This window comes from Streptomyces sp. JLBG701 (assembly GCF_058544905.1).
This window is the reverse complement of record NZ_CM178588.1, coordinates 8,118,578-8,136,634: the sequence shown is the minus strand read 5'-3', so window position 1 is coordinate 8,136,634 and position 18,057 is coordinate 8,118,578. Positions and strand designations below refer to the sequence as shown.

The 18,057-nt window shown below is 69.7% G+C and carries 18 protein-coding genes; 6 read left to right on the top strand and 12 right to left on the bottom strand.

All coding sequences use genetic code 11. The annotated features are described in order from the left end of the window. The first annotated feature begins 188 nt into the window (after positions 1-188). The 5 genes from AC5DRG_RS37680 to AC5DRG_RS37660 all read left to right on the top strand — a co-directional run bounded on the left by AC5DRG_RS37680 (position 189) and on the right by AC5DRG_RS37660 (position 4,779). Positions 189-929: an ABC transporter ATP-binding protein gene (locus tag AC5DRG_RS37680; protein ID WP_491804178.1), complete on the top strand. Its 741-nt coding sequence runs from the start codon at positions 189-191 to the stop codon at positions 927-929. Then, on the top strand, positions 911-2,272 hold the full coding sequence (locus tag AC5DRG_RS37675) for a hypothetical protein (protein WP_491804177.1): 1,362 nt from the start codon (positions 911-913) through the stop codon (positions 2,270-2,272). The genes AC5DRG_RS37680 and AC5DRG_RS37675 overlap by 19 nt, the downstream gene beginning before the upstream one ends. 96 nt (positions 2,273-2,368) lie before the next feature. Beyond that, positions 2,369-2,776 (top strand): VOC family protein, encoded by a 408-nt coding sequence (locus tag AC5DRG_RS37670; RefSeq protein WP_491804175.1) that lies wholly within the window; start codon positions 2,369-2,371, stop codon positions 2,774-2,776. A 22-nt stretch (positions 2,777-2,798) separates the two neighbouring features. Then, a complete protein-coding gene (locus AC5DRG_RS37665) occupies positions 2,799-3,920 on the top strand; it encodes an LOG family protein (RefSeq protein ID WP_491804174.1) in 1,122 nt (373 codons plus the stop codon). Positions 3,921-4,089: 169 nt separating this feature from the next. Next, complete coding sequence (locus AC5DRG_RS37660; protein ID WP_491813264.1) at positions 4,090-4,779, top strand: LAETG motif-containing sortase-dependent surface protein; 690 nt, start codon at positions 4,090-4,092, stop codon at positions 4,777-4,779. A gap of 96 nt (positions 4,780-4,875) precedes the next feature. On the opposite strand, the gene AC5DRG_RS37655 is transcribed toward AC5DRG_RS37660, so the two are convergent. From AC5DRG_RS37655 to rpsB, 10 genes are all read right to left on the bottom strand, one after another. Further along, positions 4,876-5,895, bottom strand: coding sequence for an ABC transporter ATP-binding protein (locus tag AC5DRG_RS37655; RefSeq protein ID WP_491804173.1), 1,020 nt, complete (start codon positions 5,893-5,895; stop codon positions 4,876-4,878). Beyond that, on the bottom strand, positions 5,895-7,532 hold the full coding sequence (locus tag AC5DRG_RS37650) for an ABC transporter permease (RefSeq protein WP_491804171.1): 1,638 nt from the start codon (positions 7,530-7,532) through the stop codon (positions 5,895-5,897). The genes AC5DRG_RS37655 and AC5DRG_RS37650 overlap by 1 nt, the downstream gene beginning before the upstream one ends. A 44-nt stretch (positions 7,533-7,576) precedes the next feature. Then, the gene (locus AC5DRG_RS37645) at positions 7,577-8,662 is read right to left on the bottom strand and encodes a thiamine ABC transporter substrate-binding protein (RefSeq protein WP_491804170.1); all 1,086 of its coding nucleotides are present in this window, start codon (positions 8,660-8,662) and stop codon (positions 7,577-7,579) included. Positions 8,663-8,876: 214 nt separating this feature from the next. After that, positions 8,877-9,983, bottom strand: coding sequence for a dual-specificity RNA methyltransferase RlmN (gene rlmN / locus AC5DRG_RS37640; protein ID WP_491804169.1), 1,107 nt, complete (start codon positions 9,981-9,983; stop codon positions 8,877-8,879). Between the two features lie 56 nt (positions 9,984-10,039). Beyond that, positions 10,040-10,489 (bottom strand): SRPBCC family protein, encoded by a 450-nt coding sequence (locus AC5DRG_RS37635; protein ID WP_491804167.1) that lies wholly within the window; start codon positions 10,487-10,489, stop codon positions 10,040-10,042. A gap of 271 nt (positions 10,490-10,760) precedes the next feature. Next, a complete protein-coding gene (locus AC5DRG_RS37630; RefSeq protein ID WP_491804166.1) occupies positions 10,761-11,885 on the bottom strand; it encodes a phosphatidate cytidylyltransferase in 1,125 nt (374 codons plus the stop codon). Then, on the bottom strand, positions 11,885-12,442 hold the full coding sequence (frr, locus tag AC5DRG_RS37625; protein ID WP_037741929.1) for a ribosome recycling factor: 558 nt from the start codon (positions 12,440-12,442) through the stop codon (positions 11,885-11,887). The genes AC5DRG_RS37630 and frr overlap by 1 nt, the downstream gene beginning before the upstream one ends. Positions 12,443-12,572: 130 nt before the next feature. Next, the gene (gene pyrH, locus AC5DRG_RS37620) at positions 12,573-13,331 is read right to left on the bottom strand and encodes a UMP kinase (RefSeq protein WP_491813263.1); all 759 of its coding nucleotides are present in this window, start codon (positions 13,329-13,331) and stop codon (positions 12,573-12,575) included. Between the two features lie 191 nt (positions 13,332-13,522). After that, the gene (gene tsf, locus AC5DRG_RS37615) at positions 13,523-14,359 is read right to left on the bottom strand and encodes a translation elongation factor Ts (protein WP_491804165.1); all 837 of its coding nucleotides are present in this window, start codon (positions 14,357-14,359) and stop codon (positions 13,523-13,525) included. Between the two features lie 95 nt (positions 14,360-14,454). Beyond that, complete coding sequence (gene rpsB / locus AC5DRG_RS37610; RefSeq protein ID WP_491804164.1) at positions 14,455-15,402, bottom strand: 30S ribosomal protein S2; 948 nt, start codon at positions 15,400-15,402, stop codon at positions 14,455-14,457. A gap of 273 nt (positions 15,403-15,675) precedes the next feature. On the opposite strand from rpsB, the gene AC5DRG_RS37605 reads away from it, so the two are divergent. Continuing rightward, complete coding sequence (locus tag AC5DRG_RS37605; RefSeq protein ID WP_491804163.1) at positions 15,676-16,275, top strand: murein hydrolase activator EnvC family protein; 600 nt, start codon at positions 15,676-15,678, stop codon at positions 16,273-16,275. 4 nt (positions 16,276-16,279) lie between these two features. Here the strand turns inward: AC5DRG_RS37605 and AC5DRG_RS37600 are convergent, their stop codons facing one another. Next, positions 16,280-16,837 carry a TetR/AcrR family transcriptional regulator gene (locus AC5DRG_RS37600; RefSeq protein ID WP_491813262.1) on the bottom strand — a complete coding sequence of 186 codons (558 nt, stop codon included), beginning with the start codon at positions 16,835-16,837 and terminating at the stop codon, positions 16,280-16,282. Between the two features lie 114 nt (positions 16,838-16,951). Continuing rightward, a complete protein-coding gene (gene whiG, locus AC5DRG_RS37595) occupies positions 16,952-17,794 on the bottom strand; it encodes an RNA polymerase sigma factor WhiG (RefSeq protein WP_491804162.1) in 843 nt (280 codons plus the stop codon). Positions 17,795-18,057 lie beyond the last annotated feature (263 nt).

The following is an 18,057-nucleotide window of genomic DNA, read 5'->3' as shown; positions in this document are numbered from 1 at the left end:
CTGACGCTGTGATCAACACCGGCCCCGGTGCCGCCCGTTCGAGTGAGAAAGGGCGCCCCGGGGCCGCGTGCTGTCCGGCCTCGCGCCCAAGCCTCCCTAGCGTGCCCAGTGACCGATCGGCCCTGTCTTCGTTCCCCCGCACGGGGGATCGAGTCAGGGAATTACGGATCTGAACGAGGTGTACGGCCATGGTGGCTTCGCCGGACAACGACGTGCTCTGGGCACGCGCCCTGCACTACAAGCACGACGACGGCTCGCCCGCGCTCGGCGGCGTCTCGCTGGGCGTCCGCGAGGGCGAGATCCTCGCCGTCAGCGGCCCTCGCGGCAGCGGCAAGACGACGCTGCTGCGCTGTCTGTCGGGTCTGGTACGACCGCTGCGGGGCGAGGTCTGGTTCAACAGCGTGCCCGTGCACACCATGGGCCCCCTCACCCGCGAGCGCCTGCGCCGCGACCGCTTCGGCTGGATCGACCCGGCCCCGGTGCTCGTCCCGGAACTCAACGTCTGGGAGAACGCGGCCCTCCCCCTCATGCTTCGCGGCACCGGCCGCCAACGCGCCAAGACCGCGGCCCTGGAATGGCTGGAACGCCTGGAGATCGGCGACCGCGCCCGCAAACGCCCACACGAACTGGTCCAGGCGGAACGCCAGCGCGTGTCGATCGCACGGGCGTTGGCCCCGGCACCGACGGTCCTGTTCGCGGACGAGCCGACGGCCCCCCTCCACCGCGCGGACCGCGCTCACGTGCTGCGCACGCTCACCACGGCGGCCCGCTCGCACGGCATCACCGTGGTCCTGGCCACGCACGAGGCGGAGACGGCGGCCCTCGCGGACCGCACGGTTTCGCTCCTGGACGGACGGCGCGTGAACACCGTCCACCTCCCCCCGGTCACCGAGTCGGAAGGCCGGGCCGCGTGCTCGCTCTCCGTCTGACCCGCGGCGCCCACCCCGCCGTCCAGCTGCGCCGCCTCCTGGTCATGGCGGCGTCGGCGGGCACGGGCTTCCTGCTCCTGTGCGCCCTCGGCTACGCCATGAGCCACCCCGACGACCCCAGCGCCTCCGTCCTCCGCCTGGCCTGGTGCATGACCCCGCTGGCCGCCACGGTGTACTTCGCGGTGGCGGTGGCCCGCACGGACCCGGGCACCAAACCCCGCCCGGGCCTGGCGGCGATCGGCCTGGGCCCCGGCCGCCTGATGCTGATCGCGGCAACGACAACGGCCCTGTCCTGCACCCTGGGTTCCCTCCTCGCCCTCCTCCTGTTCCTCCACCTACGCGGCGACCTGACGGGCATGCCCTTCGACGGCGCGGCATCGGAGTTCCTGGCAGCGAAGGAACACCTCCCACTCCCGGCCGCCCTGACCTTGCTCGCCCTGGTCCCGGCGATCGCGTCGCTGTCGGCGGCCGTGGTACTCCGCCCGAAGAACACCCGCCCGGCTTCGCCAAGGGCAGCGGCGGCAAGGACGTACGGCCGCTTCGGCGCGTACGGCAGGACGGGGACACGGGAGACCTTCGGGGAGTACGGGAGGTTCGGCGCGCGCTTGCGCCCGGCTTCGAGAGGCGGCACCCCGCAAGCACCGGGCAGCGCGACCCACCCCCCGGCACCCACCCCGGACGACGCCGAAGACACCGTCCAGCACGCCGACCCCCACACCTCACTCCCGGCGCCCCGAGAAGCCCCCCGAGGCCTCCCCTGGGGCGTGGCCGTACTGGCCGCAGGCCTCGCGGTCGAGACCTACGCGAGCCGCGCGGCGACGACCACCTCACTCGCGATGCCCGGCGGCCTGGCGACCGGTCCCGTCGGCGTACTCCTCGGCTGGATCCTGACCGCCCTCGGTCTGGCCCTGGCAGGCCCGGGCCTCACCCACCTCTGTGGCCGCCTGCTCCAGTCCGCCCGCCCCGGCGCCCTGCGCCTCCTGGCGGGCCGCGTCCTCATGGACGAGTCGGCCCGCATCGGCCGCCCCCTGGGCGTGGTGTGCGCGGTGGCATCGGGGACGTACGCGATGACCGCGCTCTACGACACCAACGCCCCGTCCTTCGGCCCCCTGACCACCCTCGGCACCCTCCTGGTGACGGGCTGCACCGTGGCGACCCTGCTCACCGCGGCCGTGGAGGCCAAGCACGCGCGCGCCGAGACGACCGCCGCGCTGCTCCGGCTCGGTGCCCCCACGACGATGCTGCGCAGTGCGGCCGCTCTCCGCGCGGGAGCTCTGCTCGCACTCTTCGGCCCCCTGACCCTGATCGTGGCGGAGCTGGCGGCGCTGCCGCTGGCCGCCTGAAAATCCGTACGAAAAAATCACCGACCGGCGATGAGTTCCAAACCGGCCTACGGTCTAACCCACCGAACGGAACGACACCGACGGGAGACACCTCGCATGTACCAGCAGATGATTTTCGTGAACCTGCCCGTGAACGACCTCGACGCCTCGAAGAAGTTCTTCACCGAGCTCGGCTACTCGATCAACCCGCAGTTCAGTGACGACAACGCCGCCTCCGTCGTGATCAGCGACACGATCGTCGCGATGCTGCTGACCAAGCCGTTCTACGCGACCTTCACGAAGAAGCAGATCGCGGACTCTTCGACGACCAGCGAGGTGCTGGTGTGTCTGAGCGCCGAGAGCCGTGCGAAGGTCGATGAACTTGTCGACAAGGCGATCGCGCTCGGCGGTTCGGAGACCGGCCAGACCCAGGACCACGGCTTCATGTACGGCCGTGCCTTCGACGACCTCGACGGCCACACCTGGGAGATCATGTGGATGGACCCGGCGGCGGTCGAGGGCTGAACCGCCCTCCTACCATGGGCGGGTGCAGACGATGCCCGCCCATGCGGCCCACCACAACGACCGTGAGATAGAGACGCTGGAGGAGTTCGACGCGACCGTCTCGGCGCGCGGCACGCTCGCCGGTCACCGTGTCCAGTCCGTCGATCTGACCGACCGTACAAGGGAGTTGCTCGCCAGCGACACGTCCGGTGCCGTGTTCCTCGGCTGCCCGATGCGCCCGGACGCGGCGGCGAAGGTCCGCGCGGACGGCGCCCTGGCCTTCCCGCCCGTTCCCGGCCTGCCGTTCGACCCGTACCGGGGCACGCTCTACTCCCCCGACGAGCTCTTCGAGTCGCTGTCCGACGGGTACGAGGCGACGCCGGACGCCCGCACCTACGCCTGGTTCCAGCAGACGAAGGCCGACCGGGACATATACGCCTCCACCCTCCGCGCGATCCACGACGACGCCGTCTCGGACGCGCTCGACGAACTCCTCGTCGGCGCCCGGGTGGTGGGCGTCATGGGCGGCCACGCGATGGCGCGCGGCACGGAGGCGTACGCCGGTGCCGCGCGCCTCGGCCGCGAGCTGGCCCGCGCCGGCCTCACGGTCGCGACGGGCGGCGGCCCGGGCGCGATGGAGGCGGCGAACCTGGGCGCGTACGCGGCCCCGTTCGACGACGGGATGCTGACGGAGGCACTCCAACTCCTCGCCAAGGCCCCGTCGTTCACACCGTCCATCACCGACTGGGCGTGCGCCGCGTTCGAGGTCCGCGCCAGCTGGCCGCGCGGCGGCGGTTCGGTCGGGATCCCGACCTGGTTCTACGGCCATGAGCCGCCGAACGCGTTCGCCTCGTACATCGCCAAGTATTTCGCCAACGCCACCCGCGAGGACGGTCTGTTGGCCCGTTCGAACGCGGGTGTGGTCTTCCTGCCGGGCGCCGCCGGGACCGTACAGGAGATCTTCGACAACGCGACGCCGAACTACTACGAGTCGCGTGGCGAGCCCACGCCGATGGTGCTGGTGAATCGCGCGCACTGGACCGAGAAGTTGCCCACGTGGCCCTTGTTGCAGTCGCTTGCCCGCGAACGGTCGATGGAGTCCCGAATCGCCCTCGTTGACCGTATCGAGGAGGCTTCGGCAGCACTGAAACGTCTCGGTGGTTAATAAGCGGGTAAAGCCAACGGTCAGCGGGCGCATCGGGATTGACACTGCTTATGGAGCCCTTATAGACCTGTGAGTCTCCTGGGGGCGCAGAGGCCTCACCTCATCGTTGCCTCATCTCCCCCTCAACCCCCCGCATTTGCGCATCCCGTGAAGGGCAAAAGTGGCAACTCTGTCCATATCCCGCCGCACCGCCGCACGTTCCGCACGCGTCCTCGGACTTGCCTCGGCGTCGGCCGCGCTCGTGCTCGGTGTCGCAGGCAACGCGCTCGCCTGCAACATCAGTGAGTTCTCCGCCGAAGCCACGTGCGACGGCACCCAGGGCGTCATCACCGTCACCGACAAGGACCCCTCGGGTACGTCGGCCGTCGTCACCGTGTTCCTCGAGAACAACGGCGCCGACGTGAAGAAGATCGGCACGCAGGAGGTCAAGGGCACCCGCGAAGGTGTCACGCTCACCTTCGAAGAGGCCTGGGAGCCGAACGCGACTTACCGCATCCACGTCAAGGCCGGCAACCAGGTCGACGAGGACATCACGCCCAACCTGACCACCCCGGCCACGGCCTGCGCGACCGAGGAGACCCCGCCCGCGTCGGAGACCCCGACGCCGTCGGACACCCCCTCGGCCTCGACTCCGGCCGAGTCCGACACCCCGACCCCGTCGGCCTCGGAGAGCACCACCTCCCCGGCCGAGACGTCGAGCAACGCCCCGTCACCGGCGGTCGGTGACTCCAACCTCGCCGAGACCGGCGCGGGCCCGAACACCGGCATGATCGCCGGCATCGCGGCCGCCCTGGTCGTCATCGGCGGCGGCGCGGTGTTCTTCGGAATGCGCCGTCGTGGGGCCAGTAGCGATCGCTGACGCCTCCAGCAAAAGCAGTAGTTGTGGCCCGTCCCCGAGAAATGGGGGCGGGCCACCGCGCTTTCTCGCGCTTGCGCGCCCCACTCCGAGCGCCCCTCAGCCGAGCACCACAACCTCGTCCCCGTCGAACTCCACCCCCACCACGTCCCCAACCCCTGGCGCCTCCCGCAACGCGCACGCCGCCTCCAGCCTCGGCGCGTCCTCCGGCTGTAGTTGCACGGCGACATGCGTGCCCTTGAACGTGCGTGCGGCCACGACGCAGCGCAGCCCCTCGTCGGCGGCCACCAGCCGCACACCCGAGGGCCGTACGAGCAGCGTGCGCGCCCCCTGCGGCGCACCCTCGGCGACCGGCACCTTGCCCCAGGGGGTGTCCGCGACCGTCCCGCCGACCGTCGCCTCGACCACGTTGTCGAAGCCGAGGAAGCGGGCAACGAACTCGTCCACCGGCCGCTGCCACACCTCAAGAGGCGTGCCGGACTGGGCGATCCGCCCGTCCCGCATCACCACGACCCGGTCCGCGAGCGCGAACGCCTCGCCCTGGTCGTGCGTCACGGCCAGTACGGTTGTCCCCAACCGCCCGAACATTTCCCGGAGTTCGACGACCAGCCGCTCCCGCAACGACCGGTCGAGCTGGCCGAGCGGTTCGTCGAGCATCAGCAACCGCGGCCGGGGGGCGAGCGCACGGGCCAGCGCGACCCGCTGCTGCTCGCCACCGGAGAGCCCGGCGACGGCACGACGACCAGCGCCAGGGAGGCCCACGAGGTCCAGCAACTCCCGTACGCGCACGTCCCGTTCACCGCCGGATGCACCCCGCATCCGCAGCCCGAACGCGACGTTCCCGCCCACGTCCCGCTGCGGGAACAGCTGATGGTCCTGGAACATCAGCCCGACCCCCCGCTTGTGCGCGGGCACCCCGGCCTGGTCGCGCCCGTCGAGCAACACCCGCCCGGAGTCGAGGGGTTGCAGCCCAGCCACCGCCCGCAGCAGCGTCGACTTGCCGCTGCCACTGGGCCCAAGCACGCACACGATCTCGTGCTCGGCGACCCCCAGGTCCACGGCGTCGAGCACGGCCCGCCCGCCGAACCGTACGGTCGCGCCATCGATGCCCAGCAGCATCAGAACTCCCCCGTCCGATCGGTCCGCAGCCGCTCAAGGACCAGTAGCGCCACCGCGCACACCACCATCAGAATCGTCGAAAGGGCCATCGCCTGGCCGTAGTTGAGCTCACCGGCCCGCCCCAGCAGTCGCGCCACGGCGACCGGCAGCGTCGGGTTGTCGGGCCGCGCGATGAACACGGTCGCCCCGAACTCCCCGAGCGACACCGCGAAGGCGAACCCGGCCGCGATCAGCAGCGCCCGCCGCACCATCGGCAGATCGACCTCGCGCCACACCCGCCACGGCGACGCCCCCAGCACGGCCGCGGCCTCCCGCAGCCGCCCGTCCACGGCCCGCAGCACGGGCAGCATGGTCCGTACGACGAAGGGCACCCCGACCAGCGCCTGGGCGAGCGGCACCAGAATCCACGTCGACCGCAGATCGAGCGGCGGCTCGTCGAGCGCGATCAGGAATCCGAAGCCGACGGTCACCGCGGACACCCCGAGCGGCAGCATCAGCAGCGCGTCGAACCCGCGCACGAACCGCCCAGCGATGGGGGTGCCCCCGTTCGAGTGAAGCCGAGAATGGGGGAGCCGGGTCAGTGCCATGGCGGCGAGACCTCCGATCACCACGGCGATGGCGGTCGCGGCGACGGCGTACTCAAGCGAGTTCCCGATCGCCTCGATCGGCGCGACCAGGAAGATCCCGCTGTCGTCGCTCGTCAGCGCCCGGTAGTAGCCGAAGTCCGGGGCGTCGAACGACCGTTGCACCAGCACGGCCAGCGGCAGCACCAGCAGTACGGCGATGGTCGTAAGGACGCCGGCCAGCAGCGCCCACTGCCCGGCCCCGCGCGGCCGCCTGGCGGTGACCGACGCGTCCACAAGGCGCAGGGCGGCCTCCCGCCGCCGTACCGTCCGGGCGTGCACGGCCAGGATCGCGCCCACCGCCAAGAACTGGACGAGGGTCAGCACGGCGGCCGTGGACAGGTCGAAGATCTCGGAGGTCTGCCGGTAGATCTCCACTTCGAGGGTCGAGAAGGTCGGCCCGCCGAGGATCTGCACCACGCCGAAGGAGGTGAAGGTGAAGAGGAAGACCATCAGCGCGGCGGCGGCCACGGCGGGCGCGAGCGCCGGGAGCGTGACCTTCCGCCAGGCCGCCCACCGCGACGCCCCGAGCATCCGCGCCGCCTCCTCCTGACGCGGGTCGAGCTGCGACCAGAGCCCGCCGACCGTCCGTACGACCACCGCGTAGTTGAAGAAGACGTGCGCCAGCAGGATGGCCCAGACGGTCGTGTCCAGCCGTACGCCCCACAACTCGTCGAGCAGACCACCCCGCCCGACCAGCGCCAGGAACGCCGTACCGACGACGACCGTCGGCAGCACGAACGGCACCGTCACCACGGCCCGCAGCACCTGCTTGCCCGGGAAGTCGAAGCGGGCGAAGACATACGCGCCCGGCAGTGCGACCAGCAGCGTGAGCGCGGTGGAGGCGAGCGCCTGCCAGATGGTGAACCACAGGACGTGCCGGATGTCGGACTGCGCGGCCACGTCCCAGATGCGCCCGAACCGCCAGACGCCGTCGACATGCAGCCCGCGCACGACGATCGCGGCGACGGGCCACGCGAAGAACACCGCGAAGAACGCGACGGGCAGGGCCATGAGCCCGAGCCGCGCCGCGTTCCCCGCACGGTCGTTCCGGGGGGCTACTTCAGTACGAGCGAGGTCCACGACTTGACCCACTGATCACGGTTGTCGGCGATCTTGTCCGCGGCCATGGTCTCGGGGTCCTCGGCCTGCGGCCCGTACTTCGTGAACTCGGCGGGCACGGCGGCCCCCTTGACCACCGGGTACACGAACATGTTCAGCGGCATGTCCTCCTGGAACTCCTTGGAGACCAGGAAGTCGAGCAGCGCCTTGCCGCCCTCGGTGTTCGCGGCGTTGCTGAGCAGCCCCGCGTACTCGACCTGCCGGAAGCACGTGCCCGTCGCGACGCCGGTGGGCGCGGTGGTGGGCTTCGGGTCGCCGTAGATGACCTCGGCGGGCGGCGAGGAGGCGTACGAGACGACGAGCGGCCGGTCCGCCTTGGCCTGCTTGCCGCCGGCCGAACCCGAGAACTCCTCGTTGTAGGCCTGCTCCCAACCGTCGACGACCTTCACGCCGTTGGCCTTGAGCTTGGTCCAGTAGTCCTGCCAGCCGTCGTCGCCGTACTTGGCGGCAGTGCCGAGCAGGAAGCCGAGGCCGGGCGAGGACGTGGAGGCGTTCTCGGTGACGAGGAGGTTCTTGTACTCGGGCTTGACGAGGTCGTCGAAGGACTCGGGCGGCGTCAGCTTGTGCTCGGTGAAGTAGGCCTTGTCGTAGTTGACGCAGATGTCGCCGGTGTCGATGGGGGTGACGCGGTGCTTGTCCTCGTCGACGTGATAGGCGGCCTCGACCTGGTCCGCGCCCTTCGCCTCGTACGACTGGAACAGCCCGTTGTCGAGCGCCCGCGACAGCAGCGTGTTGTCGACGCCGAAGAAGACGTCGCCCTGCGGGTTGTCCTTGGTCAGGATGGCCTTGTTGACGGCCTGACCGGCGTCGCCGTCCTTGAGGACCTTGACCGTGTACCCGGACTGCTTCTCGAAGTCCTTGAGGACGCTCTTCGACACGGCCCACGAGTCGTGGCTGACGAGGGTCACGGTCTTGGAGCCGGAGCTCCCGGTGTCCGACGACGACCCGCACGCGGCCAGCGCGGGCAGCGCGACGAGGCCGAGGCCGGCGACCAGCACCGTGCTCTTCTTGGTGATGCTCACTGAATTCCTCCTGGGGGTGACCAGGAAGAGACGCGGCCCTGCCCGGGACTCAGCGAAGAGTTCCCGGGCAGGGCGCAACAGCTCGAGTAGTGACCGAACTTCCTACCCAGAATGACCTGGGCGAGGTTCAGAGGGTCTGCGGTCGTTACCGCACTCTCAGCGCTGTGGCGCTCCCCTGTCGGAATATGAAGATGTACGTACGACGGTCAGACTACTACCGCTCGGTTGCCGCGAGCTGACCGCACGCCCCGTCGATCTCCTGACCACGGGTGTCCCGGACGGTCACCGGCACCCCGTGGGCGGCGATGGCCTCCACGAAGGCCTTCTCGTCCTCGGGCCGTGAGGCGGTCCACTTGGACCCAGGCGTCGGGTTGAGCGGGATGAGGTTGACATGGACGGGCTTGCCCCTGAGCAGCCGCCCGAGCCGGTCACCGCGCCACGCCTGGTCGTTGATGTCGCGGATCAAGGCGTACTCGATGGACAGCCGGCGTCCGGACCTGGCCGCGTACTCCCATCCGGCGTCGAGCACCTCCCGCACCTTCCACCGCGTGTTGACGGGTACGAGGGTGTCGCGCAGCTCGTCGTCGGGGGCGTGCAGCGAGATGGCGAGCCGGCACTTGAAGCCCTCGTCGGAGAACCGGTTGATGGCCGGCACGAGCCCGACCGTCGACACGGTGATACCGCGCTGCGAGAGCCCGAGCCCGTCCGGCGCGGGGTCGGTGAGCGCGCGGATGGCGCCGACGACGCGCTTGTAGTTGGCGAGGGGCTCGCCCATGCCCATGAAGACGATGTTGGACAGCCGCGCGGGCCCGCCCGGAATCTCGCCGTCCCTGAGCGCACGCATCCCGTCGACGATCTGATGCACGATCTCGGCGGTGGACAGATTCCGGTCAAGCCCCGCCTGTCCGGTGGCACAGAACGGGCAGTTCATCCCGCACCCCGCCTGCGAACTGATGCACATGGTCACCCGGTCCGGATACCGCATCAGCACCGACTCGACGAGCGTCCCGTCGAACAGCCGCCACAGCGTCTTGCGCGTGGTGTCCTGGTCGGTCGACTGATGCCGTACGACCTTCATCAGATCCGGAAGCAGAGCCTCCTGGAGCTTGGCACGCGAACCGGCGGGGATGTCGGTCCACTCCGCCGGGTCGTGCGCGTACCGCGCGAAGTAGTGCTGCGAGAGCTGCTTGGCACGAAACGGCTTCTCACCGATCTCCGCGACAGCGTCCTTGCGCTCGGCGGGCGAGAGATCGGCAAGATGCCGCGGCGGCTTCTTGGCTCCGCGGGGGGCGACGAAAGTGAGTTCTCCGGGCTTGGGCATGGTTCGTCAAGTGTCGCAGATCGTTTGCGGTGACCTGCGACGGTCCATGAGGCCGTCTATGTAGCCGTGTGCTCCAGGTGCTCCTTGAGCAGCCGCTCGTTGCGCGGCAGTTCCTTGCGGACCTGCGGGCGCACGACGAGGGGCAGCAGTACCTTGCCGATGCCGTGGCCCTCGAAGTCGAGGTCCATGGTCACCCGGGTGCGGCGGCCGTCGTCGATTGGGGTGATCCGGCCGTGGAAGTCTCCGCGGATGGGGCCGTCGATCCCGCGCAGACCCCAGCTGCGCGGCGGATCGTATTCGGTGACCTCCATGGTCATCGGCATGTCGCGGCGGCCCACGTGGCGGGTGACCCGGACGTGGGTACCGAGGCCCATCGGCCCCTGTTCGAGCTGCTCCGCGGCGACCGCGCTCGCCTGCCACTCCGGCAGGTGGGAGGGGTCGATCACATACGCCCAGACGTCTGCGGGGGCGCGGTCGACGTCGATCTCTTCATGGAAGGCGGACATGACGCCCTCCTCTCAGGTGACCCCCTTTGAGGGCTTACACCGGAATCGTCCCACTCGGCCGCCCGGAGAGCCATCCCACTCCCTCACATACGAACAGCGAGGAGCCCCTGCCCTTCGCGGGTCAGGGGCTCGATCGCCGTACCGGCTTGCTCACGCGGAGCCGACGAACACCACCATCAGCAGCCACACCACCGGCGCGGTAGGCAACAGCGAGTCCAGCCGGTCCATACTGCATCCATTTGCCGCTACCGCGGCGTGGCGCCGTGACCCCTCAGCTGCTCCCCACGAAAACAACCATGAGAAGCCACACCACCGGCGCGGTAGGCAACAGCGAGTCCAGCCGGTCCATGATTCCGCCGTGACCGGGCAGCAGCGTGCCCATGTCCTTGATGCCGAGGTCCCGCTTGATCATGGACTCGCCGAGGTCGCCCAGCGTGGCGCTGGCCGCGACCGCGAGGCCGAGCAGCAGGCCCTGCCACCAGGTGCCGTCGTCGATCAGGAACTCCATGCACAGCGCACCCGTCACCATCGCGAAGGCGATCGCTCCGCCGAGGCCCTCTCGGGTCTTGCCGGGGCTGATGCGCGGGGCGAGCTTGTGGCTGCCGAAGCGCCAGCCGATCGCGTACGCGCCCGTGTCGCTGACGACCGTCAGCAGCAGGAACGTGAGGACGCGGGCCGCCCCGTCGTCGGCGGTGAGCATCATCGCGACGAACGTGGCCAGGAAGGGGACGTAGAAGGCCGCGAAGACGCCGGCCGTGACGTCCCTGAGGTAGCCCTCCGGCGGCTCCGTCATCCGCCAGACCAGCACGGCCAGCGCGGTGAGCGCCATCGCGACCCAGGCGCCCTCGGCGCCCCGGACGTAGCCGGCGACGACCATCGCCGCACCGCCGACCGCCAGCGGAACCAGCGGCGCCCTGATCTCCTTGCGCTCCTGGAGCCGGCTCGTCAGCTCCCACAGGCCCACGACGACGGCGACCGCGACGACGCCGACGAACACGGCCTTGACGACGAACAGCGACGCGATGATCACCGCACCGAGTCCGACAGCCACCCCTATCGCCGCACCCAGGTCCCGGCCCGCGCTCTTCTTCTGCGGTGCGGGCGCCGGCTGCGGGGCGTCGGGCATGGGCTCCGGATTCTGCTGAGCCGCCCCGTAGGGCGACGTGTGCGGCGTCTCGTCGCGGAACAAGGGGCCACTCAGCCGAGCGGCCCCCCGGTCGTCATCCTGGTCACTGCCATACGCGGGCAAGTCGGGCACGATGGGCATGGGGCGAGTCTGCTGCGCTTCATGCGCATCGTACGTGGGACCCGCCGGGGCAGCCCCCTGGGCAGGCCCCTGTGCGGACGGCCCCCAGTACCCGGCTTGTGGCGGCGCCCCCCAGGAAGAGTCGTTCATCAGACCTCGAGAAGCTCCGCTTCCTTGTGCTTCAGAAGCTCGTCCACCTGGGCGACGTACTTCGCCGTGGTGTCGTCGAGCTCCTTCTCCGCGCGGCGGCCCTCGTCCTCGCCGACCTCGCCGTCCTTGATCAGCTTGTCGATGGCGTCCTTGGCCTTGCGCCGGACGGAGCGGATCGAGATCTTGGAGTCCTCGGCCTTGGTCCGGGCGACCTTGATGTAGTCCTTGCGGCGCTCCTCGGTCAGCTCGGGGAACACCACCCGGATGATGTTGCCGTCGTTGCTCGGGTTGACGCCCAGGTCCGAGTCCCGGATCGCCTGCTCGATGTTGCGCAGCGCGCTCTTGTCGAACGGAGTCACCACGGCCATCCGCGGCTCCGGTACGGAGAACGAAGCCAACTGGTTGATCGGCGTCAGCGCGCCGTAGTAGTCGGCCACGATCTTGTTGAACATCGCCGGGTGCGCACGGCCGGTGCGGATCGCGGCGAAGTCCTCCTTGGCGACCACGACGGCCTTCTCCATCTTCTCCTCGGCCTCGAGGAGGGTCTCTTCGATCACCACTTGCTCCTGCGTGTCTTGAGTAGGCCCGGCTGCGGTTCCTTGGTGGGGGCGGCGGCCGGCTGCGTCGCGTCTTCTTCCTGCACGGTTCCCGACCGGCAGGACATTGTCCATCCCCCGGTCAGGGTCATCAGCCTTGGCTGCCTTGCTCACCCACAAGCGTGCCGATCTTCTCACCCTTGACGGCGCGCGCGATATTGCCCTCCGTCACAAGCTCGAAGACGAGGATCGGAAGCTTGTTGTCCCGGCACAGGGTGACGGCCGTGGCGTCGGCGACCTTCAGCTCGCGCGTGATGACCTCCCCGTAGCCGAGGGAGTCGAACTTGACCGCGTCCGGGTTGGTCTTCGGGTCGGAGTCGTAGACCCCGTCCACGCCGTTCTTGCCCATCAGCAGCGCCTCGGCGTCGATCTCCAGGGCGCGCTGGGCGGCGGTGGTGTCGGTGGAGAAGTACGGCATGCCCATACCGGCGCCGAAGATGACGACGCGGCCCTTCTCCAGGTGACGCACGGCGCGCAGCGGGATGTACGGCTCGGCGACCTGCCCCATGGTGATGGCGGTCTGCACGCGCGAGTCGATGCCCTCCTTCTCCAGGAAGTCCTGGAGGGCGAGGCAGTTCATGACCGTGCCGAGCATGCCCATGTAGTCCGAGCGGGCCCGGTCCATGCCGCGCTGCTGGAGCTCGGCGCCGCGGAAGAAGTTGCCGCCGCCGATGACGACCGCGATCTGCGCGCCGTCGCGGACGACGGCCGCGATCTCGCGGGCGATCTTGTGGACCACGTCGGGGTCGACGCCCAGGCCGCCGCCACCGGAGAAGGCCTCTCCGGACAGCTTCAACAGAAACCGGCCGCGTACCTTGCCGTCGTCGCTCTTCTGGGCCTTGGTGGTCATGGACATCTCGCCTCTTTTACGTGTCGCACATACGAAGAAGGCCATTGCCGGTGGGGTGTCGTTCGCAACCCATGCTCGGCAATGGCCTCCTCGTCAGATCTGCTGTCGTCCGCCACGCGCGCGTGCGTGACGTCGTACGCGGACGGCTGCGCCAGACCCTATCCGGCTCGCGCAGCCCTCGCGGTACGGACTCAGATGCCGACCTTGATGCGCGTGAAGCGCTTCAGGGTGACACCCGCCTCGTCCAGAACCTTCTGGACGGACTTCTTGTTGTCGAGCGCGTACGGCTGACCGAGCAGCGTGGCGTCCTTGAAGAAGCCGTTGAGGCGACCCTCGACGATCTTCGGCAGGGCGGCCTCGGGCTTGCCCTCGGCGCGGGTGGTCTCCTCGGCGACACGGCGCTCGGACTCGACGACCTCGGCCGGCACGTCGTCCTTGGAGAGGTACTTCGGCGCGAAGGCGGCGATGTGCTGCGCGACACCCTTGGCGATCTCCGCGTTGGGCTTGTCGAGCTCGACGAGGACACCGATCTGCGGGGGCAGGTCGGGCATCGTGCGGTGCATGTACGCCGACACGAAACCGTCCGCGAACTGCGCGAAGCGGTCCAGGACGATCTTCTCGCCCAGGTTGGCGTTGGCCTCGTCGACGAACGCCTGAACGGTCTTGCCGGCCTCGATCTCGGAGGCGAGCAGGGCCTCCAGGTCGGCCGGGGAGGTCTTGGCGACGTGCTCGGCGATCGCGGTGGCGACGGCCTGGAACTTGTCACCCTTGGCGACGAAGTCCGTCTCGCACTTCAGCTCGACGAGAACACCGGAGGAGTTGTCGTCGGCGATGATCGAGACCACGGCGCCGTTCTCGGCGGAGCGGCCCTCGCGCTTGGCGACGCCCTTCTGGCCCTTGATGCGCAGGGCCTCTACGGCCTTGTCGACATCGCCCTCGGCCTCGTCCAGCGCCTTCTTGCAGTCCATCATGCCGGCGCCGGTGAGCTCGCGGAGCTTCTTGACGTCAGCGGCGGTGTAGTTCGCCATGATTCCTGGAATCTCTCTCGGAGTCTGAAGATCTACGGGCCGAACGGCGGGGGCTTTGGGTGCCCCCGCCGTTCGCAACCCGAAGGGGTGAGGGGTCAGGCCTGCTCGGCGTCCGCGGCCGGGGCCTCAGCGGCAGGAGCCTCGGCGACCGGGGCCTCGGCCTCAGCGGCGGGAGCCTCAGCAGCGGCCTCGGCCGGAGCCTCGACAACAGCCTCGGTGACAGCGGCCTCGGCGGCGGGGGCCTCGGCAGCGTCCTCGGAGTCCGCCTTCTTCTCGCCCTCGAGCAGGTCGCGCTCCCAGGCGGCCAGCGGCTCGCCGGCGGCCTTGTCGCCCTTGCCCTCGGTGGCGACACCGGAGCGGGAGATGAGGCCCTCGGCGACCGCGTCCGCGATCACACGGGTGAGCAGCGTGACGGAGCGGATCGCGTCGTCGTTGCCGGGGATCTTGTAGTCGACCTCGTCGGGGTCGCAGTTGGTGTCGAGGATGGCGACGACCGGGATGTTGAGCTTCCGGGCCTCGCCGACCGCGATGTGCTCCTTCTTGGTGTCCACGATCCAGACGGCGCTGGGCACCTTGGACATCTCGCGGATACCACCGAGGGTCTTCTCCAGCTTGGCCTTCTCGCGCGAGAGCACGAGAAGCTCCTTCTTGGTCAGACCGGACGCGGCGACGTCCTCGAAGTCGATCTGCTCAAGCTCCTTGAGGCGCTGCAGACGCTTGTAGACGGTGGAGAAGTTGGTGAGCATGCCGCCCAGCCAGCGCTGGTTGACGTAGGGCATGCCGACGCGGGTGGCCTGCTCGGCGATGGCCTCCTGCGCCTGCTTCTTCGTGCCGACGAACATGACCGTGCCGCCGTGGGCGACGGTCTCCTTGACGAACTCGTAGGCGCGGTCGATGTACGACAGCGACTGGAGCAGGTCGATGATGTAGATGCCGTTGCGCTCGGTGAAGATGAAGCGCTTCATCTTCGGGTTCCAGCGACGGGTCTGGTGACCGAAGTGGACGCCGCTTTCCAGCAGCTCCCGCATCGTGACGACGGCCATGGCCGTTCTCCTTGAGTTTCTCGGTTGTGCCGCGGGTACCGGACGGAACCCGCGCCTGACGCCCGCTGTGCGCCGTGCCGCTAAGGACCGAGGGGCGCAGACACCAGCCGTTTGACGGGCCTGATGTCGGGGCGTGCGAAGTCGACCCGGTGACCCGGATCGCCATAGAAAGTGTACGGGACCCGCGAGGCACCGGGTGACGCCGCTGTCCACAACCCGGGAGTAGTCCACAGCTCCCGGCCATGATCGGCCGAAGTGCGGGACGGTTCCGGCATGCGAGCGAATCGATGTACGCGGCCGGCCTGGGTACTGCTGTGGGTGTCTCTGCTGGTCCTGACGCCGGCACTCCCGCCTCCCACGGCCCGGGCGGACGCCCCACCACCACCGACGCGGACGGAAACAGACCCCTCACTTCCGGCCATCGCCCACACCTGGCCCGTGGGCACACACCCCTTGGTCCTACGAGGCTGGGAGCCCCCGGCGACGGCATACGGCCGCGGCCACCGGGGCGTGGATCTGGCGGCCCCCGCCGGCACTCCGGTACGGGCGGTGGCCGCGGGCCGGGTGTCCTTCGCGGGCCGGGTCGCGGGCCGGGGGGTCATCGCGGTGGAACTGACCGGAACAGGCACCCCGCCACTGAGGACGACGTACGAACCGGTGAGGGCGTCGGTGAAGAAGGGGGACGAGGTGACGGCGGGCGAGGTGGTGGGCACGGTGGAGGTGGGCGGCTCGCACTGCGCGCCTACGTGCGTGCACTGGGGCGTCCGCAGAGGGGAGACCTACGTGGACCCGTTGACCCTGCTACCACCGTGGCTGCTGCTCAGGGGCCCGTCGAGACTGCTGCCGGTGCTGGGCGTACCGCTGCCGTCGTAACGGCTCAGCCCCGCACACCCCTGAGCGCCATCCCCACAGCCGCTTCCGTGATGGCCGAGGGGTCCTCCGCCGCGCCGAGCTCGATCCGCCGCACGGCCGCGTCGACAACCCCCTGAAGCAGCATCGCGGCCAACCGGGGCTCCGCGTGCCCCATCTCCGCCAGCGCCTCGACGATCATCGCGACGAGCCCGCCGTGCGCGGCACGGATCTTCTCCCGGGCCCCGGCGTCCAGTTCGCTCGCCGAAATGGCGACGACGGCCCGGTGCCGGCGGTCCCCGACGAGGGCGAGTTGCCGCCGTACATACGCCTCGACCTTGCCCTCGGCCGAGTCCGCGCCCTCCATCGCGACCGACACCTCCGCCGCCCACACGGGGAAGTCGACCTCGCACAGCTCTTCGACCACGGCGGCCCGCGAGCGGAAGTACTCGTACACGGACGATCGCGCGAGCCCCGTCCTCTCGGCGAGGGCCGGGAAGGTCAGGGCCTCCGTCCCGCCCTCGGACAGCAGAGAGCGAGCCGCGTCCAGCAGGGCGGCTCGCTGCATCGACCGGTGCTCGGCCACGGAGGCCGCTCGAATCCTTGGCACATCGACCACTTTACGGACGCACCGCGCCCGACGGGAGTGACTACGGCCAAGCAGACACGATTCATCGAGGTCAGCGAAGGTCAGCCGGGGTCAGCGCCCGAAACTCGCCAGCTTCGCCCGCAGCTGCAGCACCGACTTGGTGTGGATCTGACTGACCCGACTCTCGGTCACACCCAGCACATTGCCGATCTCGGCGAGCGTGAGGCCCTCGTAGTAGTACAGGGTGACGACGGTCTTCTCCCGGTCGGGCAGCGTGTTGATCGCTCGCGCCAGAAATCTCCGCAGCTCCCGGCCCTCGGCCACCTCCACGGGGTTGTCGGCGGCCGTGTCCTCCAGCGTGTCCATCAGACTCAGCCGGTCGCCGCCCTCACCCCCCGCATGCAGCAGCTCCTCCAGCGCCACCACGTTGGCCAGCGACAACTGGCTGAAGACCGCGTGGAGTTCGTCCACCGCGATCCCCATCTCGGCGGCCACCTCCCCCTCGCTCGGTGTCCGCCGCAGCCGCGCCTCCAGCGTCGTGTACGCCCGCTCCACGTTCCGCGCCTTCTGCCGCACCGACCGCGGAATCCAGTCCAGCGCCCTGAGCTCGTCGATCATCGCGCCCCGGATCCGCGTGATCGCGTACGTCTCGAACTTGATCTCCCGCTCGATGTCGAACTTCTCGATCGCGTCGATCAGCCCGAACACTCCCGACGACACGAAGTCCGCCTGCTCCACATTGGGCGGCAGCCCGACGCTCACCCGCCCGGCGACGTACTTCACCAGCGGCGAGTAGTGCAGGATCAGCTGCTCACGCAGCCGCTCGTCGCCCGTCGCCTTGTACGAGCGCCACAGTTCGTCGAGCGTCGAGGGAGCGGGCGGCCGCACGCTGCCACCGTCACGGGCGGCTGGGGGGATCGCCGCCCGGTCGGACCCGGAGGTGTGCTGGGGCATTCGTCGCCTTGTGCCGTTCTGCTGTGAAGTGGGGGTGCCTGAGTGAGGTGTCTGCCTGATGTCGAGATTGCCTGTCTGCGGGGGAATCCACGTGAGCGTAGCGTGACTGGAGTGTCGCGGTGCGCGAAGGGCGGGGCGCAGGCCGTGCGCAGACACGTTCCACAGGACGCCCCGCCGGGTCGCGACCGTCGCGCTGTGTGATCACCCGGAAGCACCAACTACGGGAATTCCCAAGGGCGTAGGGGGTTCCCCCGGACGGCCGA